General features: G+C 69.9%; 14 protein-coding genes and 1 pseudogene. 10 read left to right on the top strand and 5 right to left on the bottom strand.

What is annotated here, in order from left to right; translation table 11 throughout:
• Positions 1 to 40: 40 nt before the first annotated feature.
• Complete coding sequence (locus ACIOHP_RS14265) at positions 41 to 1657, bottom strand: MFS transporter (protein WP_401887092.1); 1617 nt, start codon at positions 1655 to 1657, stop codon at positions 41 to 43.
• A gap of 224 nt (positions 1658 to 1881) precedes the next feature.
• The gene (locus ACIOHP_RS14260) at positions 1882 to 4734 is read right to left on the bottom strand and encodes a glycoside hydrolase family 78 protein (RefSeq protein WP_401887090.1); all 2853 of its coding nucleotides are present in this window, start codon (positions 4732 to 4734) and stop codon (positions 1882 to 1884) included.
• Between the two features lie 582 nt (positions 4735 to 5316).
• On the opposite strand from ACIOHP_RS14260, the gene ACIOHP_RS14255 reads away from it, so the two are divergent.
• From ACIOHP_RS14255 to ACIOHP_RS14220, 8 genes are all read left to right on the top strand, one after another.
• Positions 5317 to 6738: an MFS transporter gene (locus ACIOHP_RS14255; protein ID WP_401887087.1), complete on the top strand. Its 1422-nt coding sequence runs from the start codon at positions 5317 to 5319 to the stop codon at positions 6736 to 6738.
• A 97-nt stretch (positions 6739 to 6835) separates the two neighbouring features.
• The gene (locus ACIOHP_RS14250) at positions 6836 to 9328 is read left to right on the top strand and encodes a beta-glucosidase (RefSeq protein WP_401887085.1); all 2493 of its coding nucleotides are present in this window, start codon (positions 6836 to 6838) and stop codon (positions 9326 to 9328) included.
• Between the two features lie 55 nt (positions 9329 to 9383).
• Positions 9384 to 10013: a TetR/AcrR family transcriptional regulator gene (locus tag ACIOHP_RS14245; protein WP_401887083.1), complete on the top strand. Its 630-nt coding sequence runs from the start codon at positions 9384 to 9386 to the stop codon at positions 10011 to 10013.
• Between the two features lie 211 nt (positions 10014 to 10224).
• Positions 10225 to 10995 (top strand): SDR family NAD(P)-dependent oxidoreductase, encoded by a 771-nt coding sequence (locus ACIOHP_RS14240; protein WP_401887080.1) that lies wholly within the window; start codon positions 10225 to 10227, stop codon positions 10993 to 10995.
• Positions 10996 to 11091: 96 nt separating this feature from the next.
• Entirely contained in the window at positions 11092 to 11613 is a 522-nt protein-coding gene (locus ACIOHP_RS14235; RefSeq protein WP_401887077.1) for a hypothetical protein, read from the top strand.
• Positions 11614 to 11928: 315 nt separating this feature from the next.
• Positions 11929 to 12099: a hypothetical protein gene (locus ACIOHP_RS14230; protein ID WP_401887075.1), complete on the top strand. Its 171-nt coding sequence runs from the start codon at positions 11929 to 11931 to the stop codon at positions 12097 to 12099.
• A gap of 67 nt (positions 12100 to 12166) precedes the next feature.
• Positions 12167 to 12967 (top strand): SGNH/GDSL hydrolase family protein, encoded by an 801-nt coding sequence (locus ACIOHP_RS14225; protein WP_401887072.1) that lies wholly within the window; start codon positions 12167 to 12169, stop codon positions 12965 to 12967.
• 514 nt (positions 12968 to 13481) lie between these two features.
• The gene (locus ACIOHP_RS14220; RefSeq protein WP_401887069.1) at positions 13482 to 14141 is read left to right on the top strand and encodes a hypothetical protein; all 660 of its coding nucleotides are present in this window, start codon (positions 13482 to 13484) and stop codon (positions 14139 to 14141) included.
• A 446-nt stretch (positions 14142 to 14587) separates the two neighbouring features.
• Here ACIOHP_RS14220 and ACIOHP_RS14215 read toward each other — a convergent pair whose 3' ends face one another.
• Positions 14588 to 15451 (bottom strand): LysR family transcriptional regulator, encoded by an 864-nt coding sequence (locus ACIOHP_RS14215; protein ID WP_401887066.1) that lies wholly within the window; start codon positions 15449 to 15451, stop codon positions 14588 to 14590.
• 93 nt (positions 15452 to 15544) lie between these two features.
• Between ACIOHP_RS14215 and ACIOHP_RS14210 the strand changes: the two genes are divergently transcribed.
• Positions 15545 to 16285, top strand: a complete 741-nt coding sequence (locus ACIOHP_RS14210; protein WP_361559440.1) for an SDR family oxidoreductase — start codon at positions 15545 to 15547, stop codon at positions 16283 to 16285.
• Positions 16286 to 16356: 71 nt separating this feature from the next.
• Here ACIOHP_RS14210 and ACIOHP_RS14205 read toward each other — a convergent pair whose 3' ends face one another.
• Positions 16357 to 17073 carry a hypothetical protein gene (locus tag ACIOHP_RS14205; RefSeq protein WP_401887062.1) on the bottom strand — a complete coding sequence of 239 codons (717 nt, stop codon included), beginning with the start codon at positions 17071 to 17073 and terminating at the stop codon, positions 16357 to 16359.
• Positions 17074 to 17405: 332 nt separating this feature from the next.
• Between ACIOHP_RS14205 and ACIOHP_RS14200 the strand changes: the two are divergent.
• A pseudogene (locus ACIOHP_RS14200) lies at positions 17406 to 17570 on the top strand (IS5/IS1182 family transposase); the annotation flags it as partial.
• A gap of 455 nt (positions 17571 to 18025) precedes the next feature.
• Here the strand turns inward: ACIOHP_RS14200 and ACIOHP_RS14195 are convergent.
• The gene (locus ACIOHP_RS14195) at positions 18026 to 18244 is read right to left on the bottom strand and encodes a DUF6009 family protein (RefSeq protein ID WP_401887059.1); all 219 of its coding nucleotides are present in this window, start codon (positions 18242 to 18244) and stop codon (positions 18026 to 18028) included.
• Positions 18245 to 18247: the final 3 nt, after the last annotated feature.

Here is an 18247-nt window from a genome sequence, read left to right as displayed (position 1 = left end):
GCTGGACGCCCCAACCGGCTCCCGCATGCGCAAGCAGCGGCTACTGCCCCTTCGAGCGCGGCTGGGCCGACGGGATCCGCTGGGTGAAGAAGAGGGCGAGCAGCGCGGCAAAGGCCAGGATGGCCAGCGCCGCGCTCAGGCCGTCGAGCCTGGCGGCGGCGTTCGCGTCCAGTGCCGCCTGGGACACCTGCGGGCTCACGTTGGCTTCATCGAGGGCGGTCTCCAGCTGGGTGTCGGACAGGAACGGTGCACCGCTCTGGAGCTGGACAGTCGCCTGGCTCGTCACGCTGTCGGGGACCGCCGGATTCGCCCCGATGCTGGTCAGGAAAGAGGACGTGAGCGCGGCGATCATGATCGATCCGGCGACTGCCGTACCGATCGAGGCGCCGAGGTTGGTGACGGCGTTCTGTACGCCGCCGACTTCCGCACTCTGTGCCTGCGGCACCGCGGACACGGTGACCGACCCGAGCTGGGACGCCAGCGCGCCCATGCCGAGCCCGATCAGCAGGAGAGGGATGGTGACGACCTCCGCACCGGCGTCCAGGTCGAGCGCGGCCATCAGGACCACCGCCCCCGCGAGCAGCGCGAGGATCCCCAACCGCACCACGCGCCGCGGCGAGACGTCCGGGAGAAGCCGCGGGATCAGGATCGCGGCCGCGAGCAAACTCACCGAGAGCGGCAGGAGGCGGGCGCCGGTCTGCAGAGCCGACAGGCCCAGGGCGACGGACAGGTAGAGCGGGACGACGAAGAACACTCCCATCTGTACGAGGTACTGGAAGAAGAACATCGTCAGGCCGCCGGTGAGCTGCCGGTTGTGCAGCATGCCGGGATCGATGAGGGGATCCCCGCCCCGCTCGACGACCTTGGCCTCCCAGCGGAGGAAGAGCCAGATCAGCGCCAGACCCGCCATCATCAGCCACGTCGTCAGAGAAACCCCGAGCCACGAGGGGGCGCCGGGCTTCGGCTGGAACCAGCCCCACTCGTCGGACCGGAGCACGCCGTAGACGAAGATCCCGAGCCCGAGCGCGGAGAGAACTGCGCCCACGAAATCGATCCTCCGGCGTTCACCGGGCGGGGCGTCCGCGATGCGGCGCGCGAGCACGAGGATGCCGAGCACCACCAGGACCTCCCCGGCGAAGACCCACCGCCAGGAGAAGTACGTCGTCGCGATGCCGCCGATGAGCGGCCCGACCGCGATCGCCACGGCTCCCGCCGCCACGACGAGTCCGTAGGCGGCGGGACGGCGTTCGACAGCAAAGTTGCCGGCGACCAGGGCCACGATCGCGGGCAGGATGAGCGACGCACCGATACCCTCCAGGAACGCCCAGCCCAACAGCAGCACGCCAAGGTTCGGTGCGAGCGCCGTGGTGAGGGATCCGGCCCCGTAGATGCAGCAGCCGATCATGAAGGAGCGTTTGCGGCCGATCAGCGCCCCGACCTTGCCGCCCGGGATCATGAACATCGCCATCACGAGGGTGTAGGCGGTGATCGCACCCTGGATGCCCGTCACTGTCGTGCCCACGTCCTCGGCCACCGTGGCGATGGAGACGTTCATGACGGAGCTGTCGAGCGCCATCAGGAACTGCCCGGACGCGAGCGCCAACAGGACGAGTCGTGCCCTCGCCGAAGTCTGGGTCTTGCCTGCCCGGGATGCCATGGCCGCATGGTCCCAGCGGTGCACGGGACCAGAGGGCCGACCCGCCGTGCAATCGGCCGGACGGGCGTGCGTCCGTCAGTAGGGTTTTGTCGTTCACACGTCACTGCCGGCGAGGCGGACCGCAACAGCGGCGCACACGGCGCCTGGCCGCACTCCGTCTCGTCGACCGGCCTGAACGTCCTCCACGGGCGGGATGTGACGCCAGGCCCCTGGGAACGCGCCCGTCAGACGTGGTCCTCCATCTCTGCGAACCTCGCTTGCAGGTCGGTGAGGAAGGTCTCACCGTCGGGGACCATCCCCGCGATCGCCCGCACGGTGGTGCCGGCCGGAGCGCCCGTCCCGCTGTCGATGAAGGCGGCGGCCTCCGGGATGTACTCGATCAGCAGGTCCTTGAAGGCGCGGGCGGCGTCCTCGCGGTCCAGCAGGGCGTCGATGGTCATGTCCACGGACAGCGGGGTCGATTCGGCGCCTGCGGACGCGTACGGCACCGTCCAGCTGTACCGGCCCGATCCGACCTCGACGGAGTCGCCGCCGCCGTCCGGGAGGACTACCTCGGCGGTCGTGTTCGGCGGCACGAGCACGTCGACGGTCAGCTCTGTGCCGGCCAACGACCAGGACACTTCCGCGTATCCGTACGGCGTACGCAGCTTCGCCCGCGCGTGGGTGAGGCCGCCGCCCGGTCGCGGTGCCACGCGCAGGCGGCGGTAGCCGGGCTCGGCGGGGGCGAGCCCGGCCACCGTGCGGTGCAGCCAGTCGGCGACGGATCCCAGAGCGTAGTGGTTGAAGGAGGTCATTCCACTCGGGTTGACCGTGCCGTCGGGCAGCAAGCTGTCCCAGCGCTCCCAGACGGTGGTCGCGCCCATGGTGACCGGGTAGAGCCAGGACGGGCACTCCTGCTGGAGGAGTAGCCGGTACGCGGTGTCGGCGTGGCCGGTGCGGGTCAGTGCGTCGCAGATCAGCGGGGTGCCGACGAAGCCGGTGGCGATCTTGTGGCCGCCCGCGCGGACGAGCTGGGCGAGCCGGTTCCCGGCATGGGTGCGCTGGGCGTCGGAGGCCAGCAGGTCGAAGCAGAGGGCGAGGGCGTACCCGGTCGGCGCGTCGGCCATCATCCGGCCGGCGCCGGTGACGTACTCCGCCCGGAACGCGACGCGGATCTCCTCGGCCAGGGCGCGGTAGCGCTCGGCGTCCCCGTCCCGGCCCAGGATCTCGGCGGTGCGGGCGAGGAGTTCGGTGGAGCGGGCGAAGTAGGCGGTGGCGACGAGTTCGGCCGGGGTCGCGGCGGCGTCGGGCCGGCCGGCCGGGGCCGTCGGGTCGAGCCAGTCCCCGAACTGGAAGCCGCTGTCCCACAGTCGGCTCGGGCCCGCGATCGAGGCGACGTGCTCCACCCAACCGCGCATCGAGTCGTACTGGTCGGTCAGGACGCCGGTGTCGCCGTAGCGCTCGTGGAGCACCCATGGCACGACCACGGCGGCGTCGCCCCAGGCCGCGGTCGGGGTGTCGGCGCCGGCCACCCCCACCTTGGGCACCACGAACGGCACCACGCCGTCGGCACCCTGTTCGACGGCGAGATCGGCGAGCCAGGAGCCCAGGAAGCCGGCGCTGTCGTAGAGGTAGGAGGCGGTGGGCGAGAAGACCTGGATGTCGCCGGTCCAGCCAAGGCGCTCGTCGCGCTGCGGGCAGTCGGTGGGAACGTCGAGGAAGTTGCCGCGCATGCCCCACACCACGTTCTCGTGCAGGCGGTTGACGAGGTCGTCGGAGCACTCGAAGGAGCCCGTGCGCTCCAGGTCGGAGTGGAGGACGACGGCGCGTACGGTCGTCGGGTCGAAGCCGTCGGGCGCTCCCGTGATCTCTGCGTAGCGGAAGCCGTGGAAGGTGAAGCGGGGCTCGAAGACCTCGGCGCCCTCCCCGCGCAGGGTGTAGGTGTCCGTGGCGGCGGCCGTGCGCAGTGGCCTGGTGCACAGCTCACCGTCCTCCAGGACCTCGGCGTGCCGCAGGACGACGACCCGGCCCGCCTGGCCGGAGACGGTCAGGCGGAGCCGGCCCACGAGGTTCTGGCCGAAGTCCAGAAGCGTCCGGCCGGACGGAGTGGTGGTTACGGAGACCGGGGCGATCTCCTCGATGCGGCGCACCGGCGGGCCGTCGGGCGCCACGAGGGTGGAGAGGTCGCGTTCGACGACACGCACCCCGCGCCAGCCGGATTCGTCGTGGCCGGCCTCCGACCAGCCGGAGCGTTCTAGCCGGGCGTCGTAGGCCTCGCCGTCGTAGAGGCTGGAGAAGACAATCGGGCCGGTGGCGGCCCGCCACGAACCGTCGGTCGTGACGCGCTCGGTGGTGCCGTCCGCGTACTCCACCTCCAGCTGGGCGAGCAGGGCGAGCCGGTCTCCGTAGACGGCACGCGTCTTGCCGTCGAACCCGATGCGACCGCGGAACCAGCCGTCGCCGAGGATCGCGCCGAGGGCGTTTCGGCCGGGGCGCAGCAGACCGGTGACGTCGTAGGTCTGGTGGCGCAGGCGCTTGTCGTACGCCGTCCAGCCCGGGGCGAGCACGTCGTCGCCGACGCGGGTGCCGTTGATCTCCGCCTCGTACACGCCGAACGCGGTGGCGTACAGGCGGGCCGAGCGTACCGGGCCGCGCAGGTCGAACTCGCGGCGCAGGAACGGGCAGGGCTGGTCGGTCTGCGGGTCCTCGTCCCAGTCCGGGGTGACGAAGTGGGCCGACCAGTCGTCCGGGGCGAGCAGGCCGGCCTCGGCCGTTGCCGGTTCGCTCCACGGCGATACCTCGCCGTCGGAGCCGGTGACACGGACGCGGACGACGGCCCTGCCGCGTGCCGGGAGCGGCTCGAACGGCCACGCCACGAGGACGGAATCGGCCGACTCGACCCGTGCCCGCACGGTCGGAGCGCCGCTGTCCGGGACGGTCAGCTCCACCTCGTACGCCGCCTGGGTCCAGTCCCGGGCCTGCGTGAGCGTGATCCACGACAGCCGAGGGCGGCCGGTGCCGAGGCCGAGCGCAGCGCGCACGTGCTCGAAGCGGACGTCGGTCACGACACCCGTCCGGGCAAGGGTTTCCTGACTCACCTGAGGTCCTCACTCTCGCGCCAGGCACAGCGACGTGCCCGTGTACATCATGAGCCACCCTGGAGTGAATCGATTCAAACTCCGAGTGCGACAAGGCGTGCACACGGAGAGGGGTACCGGAGATCCAGTTGGCGGCTCAAAAAAAGTTGTGGCTGAAACTCTAGCCACGAATCCCGAACGTAGCTAGGTTTCTGCCGTGTGAACTTCCCGTTCGCTCTGGATCAAACCGGTTCAGGGGTCTGCGGGAGTCATGCTCCCCACTCTTCGGCCCGCTCTCGCGGAACGGCACAACAGCCGCAACGAGACGGGTCGACATACGGGAGCCAGGCTCCGGCCATGGCCTCCACGGAATTGAAAGGTTCCAACTTCAGGGCACAGCTGCGATGTTGCCCGTCTCCCCCTCGGATGCGCTGTTCGTCCCGTACGAACCTCCCCCACCGCCCCGACGAGGTCACCCTCCGCAGAACCACCGCTCACTCCTTCTCTCCGAAGAGAGGCCACACCGCCGTGTCTTCTTCCACCACGCCCTCACCGCCGCCCGCGACCGCACCCGCCCCGGCGGCGAAAGCCCCCAGAGCCGGCATGGGAGCGCGTTTCGCCCTCATCGCTCTCGCCCTGATGTGGCCCACCCAGCTGCTGTCGCTGGCCGGCCTGCTCGGCGGCAACGCGCAGGCCTCCGTCGCACTGCACTTCCGTACGACGGAGATCGGCTGGTTCATCCTCGTCAACGCGCTGGTCGCCACCCTGATCACGCCGTTCGTCGTGAAGGCCGCCGACTTCTACGGCAAGCGCAACGTCATGATCGTCATCACCCTGCTCGGTCTCGTCGGTGACATCGTCGCCGCGCTGGCCACCAACTACGGGATGCTGCTGGTCGGCCGGGGCATCGCGGGCTTCTACGGCCCCATCGCGGCCCTCGCCTACGCATCCGTCCGGGAGCTCTTCCCGCCCAAGCACGTCGGCGCGGCCAGCGGCCTGATCGGCAGCGGCATCGCCTTCGTGGCCCTCGGCGGTCCCTTCCTCACCGGCTGGGTGATCGACAGCTTCGGCTTCCGGGGCGTGATGTGGTCGCTGGCCACCGCCACGGCGATCGGTCTGCTGCTCCTGCTCACCGTGGTGCCGGAGACCCCGCACCGGGCGCCGCGCACGAAGGTGAACTGGCTCGGCGGATCGCTCCTCGGCGGAGGCGCCGCCGCCATCACCTACGGCATCGGCAAGGGCGGGGAGTGGGGCTGGACCGACGCCGGCACCCTGGCCTTCGTGCTCGGCGGTATCGCGGCCGTCCTGCTCTACGTGGTGAGCGACGTCAAGGCCGCCCATCCGCTCTTCGACCTGACCATGATGTCCCGCCGCTCCGTCTGGACCGTCGTACTGGCCACGGCGCTGATCTCGGCGACCGTCTTCGGCACCGGCGTGATCGGCCAGCTGCTGGTGCTCTTCCCGAAGATCCCCGGTGTCTCCGACGGCCTCGGCATGACCGCCACGCACTACGCGATCATCGGCATCCCCGCCAGCGTCCTCATCCTGGCCGTCGGCTTCGGCACCGGCGTCGCCCTGCGCAAGGTCGACGCCCGGCTGCCACTGGCCCTCGGCGCGGCACTCGCCGCCGTCGGCTTCCTGCTTCAGCGGCAATGGCACTACACCGACACCCAGCTCATGCTGCTGGGCACCGTCTCCGCCATCGCCCTGGGCATGATCGTGTCCTCGGTCCCGGTCCTGATCATCGAAGCGGTGACACCCGACGAGCAAGCCACCGCCAACGGGCTGCAGGGCATGGTCCAGGGCGTACTCACGACCGTCATCACCCAGCTCGTCTACGTCATCCTCGCCAAGGACAGCACGGTGCTCCAGGGCACCCGCTTCTACCACGACGGCGCCTTCAAGAACGCGATGCTGTTGGGCGCCGGCCTCGCCCTGCTCGGGCTGCTCGCCGCCGCACTGATCCCCCGGCTCAGGCGGGCCCAGGACATCGAAACGGAGCCTGCCGCCATAGCCGTCTCCTGATCAACCCCCAACTCCGGGGTTGCCGCCCGACCACCGCCCCGCCGCGGCAGCCCCGGATCCCGGATCCCACTCCTTGTACGAAAGGCAGGAACGGCCCATGACCCGTCGACAGACGGTGGACGAAGCGGACCTCACCCGGCGCCTCGACGCCATGTCTCTGAAGGAGAAGGTGACCCTGCTCACCGGCGGCGACGCCTGGACCCTGACACCGGTCGCCGCCGCCGGCCTCGCTTCCCTCGCCCTGTCCGACGGGCCCGTGGGCCCGCGCGGCACCACCTTCGGTGACGAGGCGCCCCCGGCGCTCCTCTTCCCCAGCCCCAGCTCCCTCTCCGCGGCCTGGGACGAGGACACCGCGTACGAGGCCGGCCGCCTCATGGGACTCAAGGCCCGGGAAATGGGCATCCACGTCCTGCTCGCACCCACCGTCAACCTGCACCGATCCCCCCTGGGCGGACGGCACTTCGAGTGCTACTCCGAAGACCCGCACCTCACCGCCCGCACCACGGTCGGCTTCGTCAAGGGCGTGCAGTCGACCGGTGTTGCCGCCACCGTCAAGCACTTCGTCGCCAACGACTCCGAGACCGAGCGGATGACGTACGACGCCCGGATCGACGAGAAGACCCTGCGCGAGACGTATCTACCGCCTTTCGAGGCCGCCGTGCGGGAGGCCGGCGCCTGGGTCGTGATGGCCGCCTACAACTCGGTCAACGGCACATCGATGACCGAGAACGGCGAGCTGCTGAACGGCCTGCTGAAGGAGGAGTGGGGATTCGACGGCGTCGTCGTCTCCGACTGGCAGGCCACCAAGTCCACCGAGGCCTCGGCCCTGGCCGGTCTCGACCTGGTCATGCCGGGCCCCGACGGGCCGTGGGGCGACACCCTGCTGGCCGCCGTCGAGGAGGGCCGGGTTCCCGAAAGTGTGATCGACGACAAGGTTCGCCGCATCCTGCGGCTGGCCGCCCGGGTCGGGGCGCTGAACAGCGTGGAAGCCACGCACGGCACGGACAGCGCTGTCGGCACGGTCGGCACTGTCAGCACGGACGACGCGGACAGCACTCCGGTGCCGGAGGACGTGCGAGCCCGCATCAGGGATCTGGCGGTCCGCGGTTCCGTACTCCTGCGCAACGACGGCCTGCTGCCCCTGCGTACCGACACCCTGCGCAAGGTGGCCCTGATCGGCCCCAACGCAGTCCGCTTCACCGCGCAGGGCGGCGGCAGCGCCCACGTCACCCCCGAGCACGTCGTCACCCCGCTCGAAGGACTGCGCCGGGCACTCGGCGACGACGTCGAGATCACCGTCCACCAGGGCGTCTTCCCGCACGCCACGCTCCTTCCGCTGGACGGGAACACGGCCACCGACCCGGTGACCGGCGAACCGGGTGTGCGGCTGGAATACCGGGCGGCCGACGGCACCGTGATCTCCGAGGAGCACAGGGATCCCGCGACCACATGGTTCCCGATCCTCCTCGCCGACGAGGTGGCGGAACTGGTCGTACGGACCCGTCTCACGCTCCGGGAATCCGGCATCCACCGGCTGTCGGTCCTCGGCCCCGGTCACTTCACCCTCCGCGTCCCCGGCAACGAACCGCAGACCCACGAACAGCTCCAGGACAACGACGACATCGCCTCACTGGCGCTCTACCCTCCCTCGCACACCTTCGCCTTTCCCGCCGACCGGGGCGAGACCGAGATCCTGGTGAGCTTCCGGCCGCAGCGTCATCTGCCCTACCCCATCACCCTGTTGGGCCTCGGGTACGACACCCCGCACGGCACCGACGACGAGGAACTGGAGACGGCGGTCGCCGCGGCCTCGGAGGCCGACGCCGTCATCCTGATGGTCGGCAGCGACGCCCACACCGAGGCCGAGAGCGTCGACCGCACCACCCTCGCCCTGCGCGGACGGCAGGACGAACTCGTCGAACGGGTCTGCACCGCCAACTCGCGTACGGCCGTCGTCGTCAACGCCGGCTCCCCCTTCCTCCTCCCCTGGGCGGACCGGCCGGCCGCCCTGCTCTGGTCGTGGTTCCCCGGACAGGAAGGCGGGGACGCCATCGCCGACATCCTCACCGGGACCGAGCCGGGCGGCCGTCTGCCCACCACCTTCCCCACCACCGAGACCGACGTCCCGGTCCTGTCCACCCAACCGGCCGACGGAACGCTGGACTACGCGGAGGGCGACCTGATCGGCCACCGCGCCTACATCGCTTCCGGCACCGCTCCTCTCTTCCCCTTCGGCCACGGACTGTCGTACACGACCTGGGACTACCAGGACTTCGTCGTCACCGGCGACATGGGACGCGGACTCACGATCCGGGTCACGATCCGCAACACCGGGGAGCGCTCGGGCCGAGAGGTCGTCCAGGCGTACCTGGAACCGGTCGGCAGCGACGAGCCGCGGCGTCTCGTCGGCTTCGCCGCAGTCGAAGCCGACGCGAGTGAGTCGGTGACCGCCACGATCACCGTGCCCGCGGAGGTCCTCACCGTCTGGACCCCGGCCGGCTGGGCCGCGCGATCCGGGCCGCACCGGCTCCGGGTGGGGCGTTCGGCGGCCGATCTCCGGCTGACCAGCTCCGTGCCCCGGTCCTCGTGATCGCGACCCGCGGCCCCGCGGCCCTCCCCGTCCATGAGTGAAGTACGGTCACACCGTGAGCAGCACACCACGCAAGCCCAGGGGCCCCTACCGCAAGGGCCTCGAGCGCCGCGAGCAGATCCTGCGGGCGGCTCTGGAGGTCTTCAGCGAGCACGGCGAGCGCGGCTCGTCGCTCAAGGAGATCGCCGACCGCGTGGGCATGTCCCAGGCGGGGGTGCTGCACTACTTCGACTCCCGGGAGGACCTGCTGCTGGCCGTGCTGGCCGAGCGGGACGCCCTGGACACCGAAGCGGCCGCCGATGCGATGTCGCCGGGCGAGGCGGTGGCCCGGACGGTCGGCCACAACGCCGGCCAGCCGGGCCTGGTCGATCTGTTCGTGACTCTGTCGGCCGCCGCCTCGGATCCGGCCCATCCCGCCCACGCGTTCTTCAAGCGGCGGTACACGGACCTGGGCGCCCGGATCCAGGAAGGCCTGGACGAGGGCCGACGGCAGAAGCAGATCCGCGAGGACGTCGACTCCGACCTCATGGCGCGACTGCTGCTCGCGGTGTCCGACGGCATCCAGTTGCAGTGGCTGCTGGATCCCAGCGTCGACATGACCGCCCTGGTCGAGGCGTTCAACCGGATGTGCGCCGCCCCAGTGGGCGAGAGCGACGCCCCGTCGTCCACCGGCGAAGACAACTGACACACAGCCGGTCATCCCGGAGAGATCGCCACGCCGGCAGTGCCGTGGGCACTGCCGTCAGCGCACACGTCGCCCTGCCCTGAGGGCACTTTGCGCCGACACTCTGCTCGGTGTCCCCTCCTGAGCGCACCCTCCCCCTCGTCAGGCGTGGTCACGCCACACCCCGCACCCGAACACGCACGCCCAACCGCAGAGCCAAGGGAGAACTCACATGGAACGGCTGACCGACCGACGGATCCTCGTCACCGGAGCCGCCTCCGGCATAGGCCGGGCGACGGCACTCAGGCTGCTCGCCGAAGGCGCCCGCGTCGTCGCCACCGACATCACCGCCGACGCCCTGGCGGAGACCCTGGCCCTCGCCGCCAAGGCCGGCACCGCCGACCGGCTCGTCACCGTGTTGATGGACGTCTCCGACGAGAACGCGGTCAACGCGGGCGTGGCCCGGGCCGTCGCCACGCTCGGCGGGCTCGACGCACTGGTCAACGTGGCCGGCATGCTGCGCGGGGCCCACACGCACGAGTGTTCCCTTGACCTGTGGAACCGCATCATCGCCGTGAACCTCACGGGCACCTTCCTGGTCACCCGGGCCGCTCTCCCGGCGCTGCTGGAGACCGGCAGGAGCGTCGTGGTCAACTTCAGCTCCACTTCCGCCCAGTTCGCGCACCCGATGATGGCGGCGTACTCCGCGAGCAAGGGCGGCATCCTGTCGTTCACCCACAGCATCGCCCAGGAGTACGGCAAGCGGGGACTGCGTGCGGTGAACGTCAATCCGGGCAGCATCTCCAGCGGCATCACCGAGAACATCTTCTCGCTGATGCCCGAGGACACGGACTGGACCCTGCTCTCCAAACTCACCGCATGCGTCGGTGAGGGCTTCGGCTCGCCCGAGGACGTGGCCGGGGTCGTGGCGATGCTCGTCTCGGACGACGGCGCCTTCATCACCGGTACTGAGATCCGCATCGACGGCGGAACCCACCAGTAAGGCGCACCGGGTCGACACCGCGTCCGGTCCGGGGCCGGGCCCCCGAGCGCCCGTCAGCACCCGCGCACCCCTCACCCCGAACGACCGGAGAGTGACATGGCACACCCCTCCACCGAACTCCCCACTCACGCCCGCGAGGAGCAGGACACCGGCGGCCCCGCCGCGTTCGGGCGCCGGTCCATCACGCTCTATGTGATCGCCTACTCGGGGCTGTATCTCGCAGTCATGACCCCGCTGCTGGTATCGCTCGCGATCCGCTCGAGGACATCGACCCGGACGGCAAGACCCGCAGCCTCGGCCTGGTGGTCGGTCTGGGAACGCCGGCGAGCATCGTGGCCAGTCTGGATCGTCGGCGTGCGGAGCCACAAGACCTCCTCCCCATCGGGCGGGCGCAAGCCCTGGATGCTGGGCGGCGTGCCGGTCGTGCTGCTGGGAGCGGTCGTGACGGGCACCGACTCCTCCGTCGCCGTCGTCATGGCAGGGTCCGTCATCAGCCACCTCAGGCTCAGCGCGAGCATGACACCGTTGCATGCCTTCCTCCCGGACCGTTCCGTAGCCTCGCCTTCGGCCCCCGATGTCACCCGGATCTGGGGTGGACCCGGACCGGCCGCTTCCTGATCCAGCTCAGCCTGACGTTCCTGTCCACCTACCAGATGTACTTCCTCACCGGCGGCATCGGACTACTGATGACCTCCGCCGGAGCCGTCGTCAGCGGCGTCCTCTCCGACCGGCTCCGACGCAGAAAGCCCTTCATCTACGCCGCGTCGCCCTCGTCCGCCATCGGCCTCGTCACGGTAGCCACCGCACCCTCGTTCCCCCCAGGTCCTCATCGGCTCCCAGGCCATCCTGCTGGGCGCGGGCGTCTTCGGCGCGGTCGACATCGCACTGGTCATCGACGCCATCCCGAACCGGGAGACGGAGGAGGCGAAGTACATGAGCATCTACGGCATCACCAGTTCTCTCCCCTCCTCAGTCGCTCCCCCGATCGCCCCGTTCGCCCTGGCGATCGGCGGCGGCGACATCTACACGCTGCTCTTGCTGACGGCGGCAGGTGTCGCGGTGGTCGGCGGGCCGGCCGTACGGCCGATCCGGGGCGTCCGCTGACCGCACGGGGCGCGTCCCGGATCATCAGAACACGTGCATCACGGACGAATCTCAGAGACGGAGAACGATGAGTGCACACTTCCGCCACATCGCGGCTCTCGGCAGCTCGTTCGCCGCAGGACCCGGAATCGAACCGCTCGCGGACCGAGCGGCGGGGCGCTCCGCACGCAACTACCCCCACCTGCTCGCCGAGAGGCTGGATGCCGAGTTGACCGACCTGACGGTGTCCGGAGCGACAACCGAGACGGTCCTCGACGTTCCCCAACGCCGCATGAAGAGAGAGTTCCCGCCGCAGTTGCGGGGACTGCCGGCGCACGCCGACCTAGTGACGATCACTGTCGGCGGCAACGACCTCAACTACGCGGGCAGCATGTTCGCGCTCGGCATCGCCGGGCGGATATCGTCGTACGCCTGGGTTCGGCCGCTGAGCAGGGTGCTGCCCGGCCCCCAGGTGCCGAACCCGACGCCTGACAGCGTCGAGGGTGCCGCCGCCAACCTCACACGCGTGGTCGACGCCGCCCACGGCCGGGCTCCCCGCGCCCGCATCCTCCTTGTCGACTACCTCACCGTCATCGGACCCGACACCCGGCAGAGCCGAGAGGCACCACTCGACGAGGCATCCGTCGACGGGCTGCGCCGCCTGGGCGATCAGGTCTCCCGGGTGTTCGAGATCGCCGCGTCCCGGTCAGGCGCGGAACTCGTCCGGATGGGAGAACGCAGCCGAGGTCATGCACTGGGATCGGCGGACCCCTGGGTGACCGGACTACCTGACCGGCTCCGCCGGCTCAGAACACTGGCCCCGTTCCATCCGAACGCCGCCGGAATGCGCGCCGTCGCCGATGCCGTCGCCGAGCACCTGGAAGCCTGAGAACTCTCCCCCGGAGTAGTCACGGTCAGCGAGTGCTCAACCGTAGTGGGGGCGTGGCCGAACACCGGTCAGCGCTCTGTAAAACACGCGCCCGACCGACACCCCGCTCGGACCGGAACAGGCAGCTGAGCGCCTGGGGTCCGCAGGGTCGTTCGAGCAGGGCCGTCACTGCCACGCTGGTCGCCGCGTGCGTCGTCCGGCGCCTTCTCTTCTCCAAGATCCGGGTTTACGCAAAGCATCTCCTGCGCCGAGTCCACCTCCATCAGCCTGCCGATCGTCGTCGCAGTCGGCATCCTCGCCTCGGCGAGGCAACCACCGCGTTCACTCCAAGGAGGCTTCCGTATCGGGTCCCGGCTGGCCGTGCCGCCGGAGCCTTACGGGCCATGCCTTGTGGTTTCGACCGCCTGCGGAGCGGTGTTGGCCTCCCCGAGGCCTTCACGCTCCGCTCCTTCGTGGGTACGCTCCGTGCGTCATGGTCGGGGTCAAGTGGAGCCCGGCCCAGGGGGGATGCTTCGTGATCGAGCAGGCGTACGTGCAGGCCGGCGACAAGCCCACGCCGGCGCTCAAGGACATTAGGGACCGGATCGCGAAGGCGGTGGACGCGACGGAGGGCAGCACCGGCCTCGATCGCCTCACGTGCTGGCTGCAGATGCCGGTCGATTCCGCGTTCGGGAAGATGATGGACAGCAACTGCCAGGGGCGCGCCAAGAAGGTCGGCGCTCTGCTGAGCGGGAAGGACGGGCTCTTCACGCCCTCCGACCTCGGGTCGGTGATGAGTGCCTCGGCTGCGTGGACCGGCATCGACACGGCCCTCAAGTCCGAGCGCGCCGTGTACGTCAACGGTCCAGCCGAGCACGTGGGCGGGGCCAAGAGCAAGTTCACCAGCGGATTCCACGTGATCGTCTTCCTGGCCGTCGGGAAGGACACCGACGACCGCGTCTACTACCTGGGCCTCGACCCGGACGTCAGCGCCACAACGGAGTCCAGGGAAGCCTGGAAGGCACTGGTCATGGGAGAGCCCGAGACGAAACCGGAGGAGTTCACCGCGGCGAAGAGCCTGGGGGTCCTCAAGTCGATGATCCTCGGCGACGAGGAAGGCGGCTTCGGCCCGCTGGTCCGCAAGTACTACGTCGACACCACCGCGAAGTTCCCCAAGATCAACCGCTTCGGCTGAGCTCGTCCGGCGCCGTCGAACACGACCTGACCGGGACGGGGTGCGAGCGCGGCGGAATCCGCACCCCGAGGCCGCTTCGGCATCGTCGGTGAAGCGGGCATCGTCGGTGCCGCGGGCGTGGCGCAGCGCCTGGTCGAGCACGGCCGTGGAGCCATCGTCGAGGGTGTGCCGCCGGTCCGACGATGTTCCAAAACGCCGCCTTGAGGGCTGCCTGCGCCGACATGCGGCCACCTTGCCAGATCGCGGTGATCACAATCACGAGCGAGCGATCGCCAGCCGAAAGAGAAGGGACTTAACGCCCTCTGAGTGCGCAGCAACGCCAAGGGGTCCCCCTATCCCTTTGGTCAAGCTGTTTGGGTGCCCGCGGCGCTCTCGGTGGGTGCGTCAGACGTCGGCCTGCGCAGGGACTCGCCGCAGCGTGTTCCACCTTGGCGGGCGAGAAAGCCTCACAACTCTGTGGCCGTGCGGATCAACCCGGCGAGGGCGACGGAACGGCTGTGCGCGGGCCAGGCGATGTGGGTGACGACGGGGGGTGCGTCGGTCAGGGGGACGGCGGCGTGCTCGGCCCACAGCCAGGCGCGGGAGGAGTCGGGGAAGACGGCCATGGTGCGGCCGAGGGCGATCAGCTGGGCCAGCTGAGTCTGGTCGCGGACCTCGGGGCCCGGGCCGGGTGGGTAGGTGCCGTGGCGAGGCCAGCGGGCGAGCGGAAGATCGGGGAGGTCGCTGACGTCGGCCAGGGACAGAGTTCCGCGACCGGCGAGGGGGTGCCCGGCCGGCAGGACGGCGATCTGCCCCTCGCTCAGCAGCTCCTCGCTGTCGAACCCCGCGAGGGAGTTGTACGGCGCGTGCATGAGCGCCACATCGGCGCGGCCGTCGCGCAGCATCTCCTCCTGCTCACACGTGCCGGTCGGCAGCACCTCGACCTCGACGGCGTCGGGCTCGGCCGCGTAGGCGTCGAGGAGCTTGAGCAGCAGTTCGTGAGAGGCGGCGGCCTTGACCGCCAGGACCAGGCGGTTGCGGGTGCCGCTCGGACTGCCGGCGCCACCGGCGCGACGGGTGCGGCGTGCGGCGGCGGTGGTCGCGTCGAGGGCCGCGCGGCCCTCGTGCAGCAGTACCTCTCCGGCGCCGGTGAGGGAGACGCCGCGGCGGTTGCGTTCCAGAAGGCACACGCCGAGGCGCCGCTCCAGCTGCTGGATCGCCCGGGACAGCGGTGGCTGGGCCATGCCGAGGCGCTCGGCGGCGCGGCCGAAGTGCAGTTCCTCGGCAACGGCCAGAAAGTACCTCAGCTCGCGGGTCTCCAAGGTGTCCATGGCCGCAACCTACCTCGGTGATACCTGCCGGGTATGACAGAGCACCGGATCGGTGTTGGATGCGCCGCTGGTCCGCGAGCGAGCATCAACGGCATGAGCGAAACGAAGATCGCGCTGGTGACCGGCGCGAACAAGGGAATCGGGTACGAGATCGCGGCGGGTCTCGGCGCCCTCGGCTACCGCGTGGGCGTAGGAGCCCGCGACGAGGCGCGGCGCGGGAGCGCCGTCGAGAAGCTGCGCGCCGCCGGGGTGGACGCGTTCGGGGTACCGCTGGATGTGACCGGCGACCAGAGCGTCACCGAGGCCGCGGAACTGATCGAGCGGCAGGCCGGGCACCTGGACGTCCTGGTCAACAACGCCGGCATTTCGGGACCGCCCACGGGCCCGGGGTGGGGGCAGGACCCGACCCTGCTCGATCTCGACGTGGTGCGCACGGTCGTGGAGACCAACGTCCTCGGTGTCATCCGGGTGACCAACACGATGCTGCCGCTGCTGCGGCGCTCGACGTCGCCCCGCATCGTCAACGTCTCCAGCTCCGTCGGCTCCCTGACCCGGCAGGCGGACCCGGACATCGAGATCGGGCCCGTCATGGCGGCCTACGCGCCGTCGAAGTCGTTCCTCAACGCCGTCACCGTGCAGTACGCCCGACAGCTCGCCGATACGGACATCCTGATCAACGCCGTCTGCCCGGGCCTGGTCGCGACCGACTTCAACGGCTTCTTCGGACCCCGCACTCCTGAACAGGGTGCGGCCACGGCGATCCGGCTCGCCACGCTGCCCGACGGCGGCCCGACCGGCTCCTTCTTCGAGGACGACGGAATCATCCCCTGGTGACCCCGGAACGTGTTGTGAACGAGGACCACACGGCGAACCGTGTGTAAGTCGCTGCTCTGGCCAGTGAGGTGCTACGGGCCGTACAGCGTGGCGGACTTGCGCGGATTGTCCGCCAGGGTGCGCGTCAGGAAGCGCCGAGCCTGGTCCTCGGCGGTCTCGTCCCCGGTGACGGTGAATCCCAGACCGTAGTAGGTACTTCGGGAATCGATGGGGCTGAAGAGCACGCTGACCGAGGGCGACTTCCTGTCTGCCGGGAACTCCCTGCGATAGGGCCGAACCAGCGCCAGCCGGTAGCCCCAGCCCGTGAACCACTCACCGTTGCCCAGGGCTTGTGCCACCAGACGGGCGGCAGTGTGCACGGGGTCCTCCCAGCTGACGTCGTCCGCGGCGGCAGCCAGTGCGGCGTCGTACTGGGCGGCGTCGAAGCGGAACTCGGGCGGGGACGGCACCCGGATGTCGTTGGTGTTCTTCCATCCTGTCCACAGCACGAAGGGTCCCTCACGCCGCACGGTGACGAAGACGCCACCGCAGCAGCCCGTGTCACAGTCGTTGTTGGACAACTCGACCTGCCGGGCTTCCTTGGTCGCCGCGAGCGGACAGTCCTCCACGGCGCCGAGCCAGCCGTCGTAGGAACAGCTGGAGATTCCGTCGGGATGTACGGCCGCGAGCAGATCTCGGCCATCGATCACCGGCCGGATCTCCGCCCACTGCTCCAATGCCAGCGGCTCCGGCAGGACGTGCCTCAGGGAGAGCGCGCTGATGTGCGGCTTCGTCTGCTGAAGGGCCATGCGCTTCAGGATTGCTCGCACTGCGCTCGCTCGGCAAACGAGTATGTGGTCGCTGCCTCAACGGTCCAGCTCTATCCGCGCTATGCCGAGGTTGTGCCGGTCAGGACGGGCTACGAGATCTTCCTGCAGAACCGGCTTGCCCGGCACGGGGCCGGGCTGTCCGGACGGCACAGGAGTCGCCGGGCCGACTTCGTCGCGTTCGACCTGCTGCGCCTGTCCGGGACGGCCACCAGCTCTTGGCCGTCCCGGCGGCGCAGGAGTGAGAAGGTCATCGTTCGGCGGCCATCCAGTAGATCGCCCAGCTTCTGGCGGTACCGCCCGTGCGCGGCAACGTGAAGCCGGTCATCGCCCGCCGGGGCACCGAGCACGGATCTGGCCTGGGAACCCAACGCTGGGCCGTGGAACGCGCGTTCGCTCACCCGTACCGGTTTCGCCGCCTGCGGATCCGCTGGGAGATACGCGACGACATCCACGATGTATTCCTCACCCTCGGATGCGCACGAAGGCACCCACTGATGCGCATCGATGTCGATGATCCAGAGCTGGACATGGAGCCCGACCAGTCACTGACGTACCAGGGACGCCTCTTTACCGGTGACACCGTCGCGACCAATCCCCGAACCGGACAGACGGTCCCACGGACGACCTACAAGGACGCCATGGAGGACGGACCGAGCCAAGAATGGCACTCGGACGGCACCTGGCACCTACCGCGCCGGGGGCCAGTCCAAGCGGGGGATCCCGGTCGGGGTCTGGCGCGAGTGGCACTCCAACGGTCAACTCGCCCTGGAAGAAAAGGACTTCCATTCGAGCGGACTGCTGAAATCCGCCCGGAAGTGGTCGGAGAACAGCAATCTCATCGACGATCGCACCTTCGGACCCTGAACGTCCCCGACTCCTGGTGGGAGTTCGTCGTCCGCCGCAAGGGACGGTAATTGCGTGTCGGAGACGGTCAGGACCCGGCGGGCGCTATCTGCGCCATGCGGCCCCATTTGCGAGCGGGGCGTCTCCGCGCCACCTTCCGGGGCTCGATGGTGCTCGGGTCGACGGCTTCTCCGGGCGCGCCGACCTGGTAGTCGCCGGTGGAGTCGCTGTCGCGGTCGTGCGGCAGGAATCGCTCGGCTGAGTCAACTAGCCTGTCCGGCTGCGGTACATACGAGCGGGGTTTCATGCC

This window comes from Streptomyces sp. NPDC087859 (assembly GCF_044742595.1).
In the GTDB taxonomy this organism is placed as follows: Bacteria; Actinomycetota; Actinomycetes; order Streptomycetales; family Streptomycetaceae; genus Streptomyces; species Streptomyces canus_F.
Note: the sequence above shows the minus strand (reverse complement) of the source record. Positions and strands in the feature narration are given on the sequence as shown.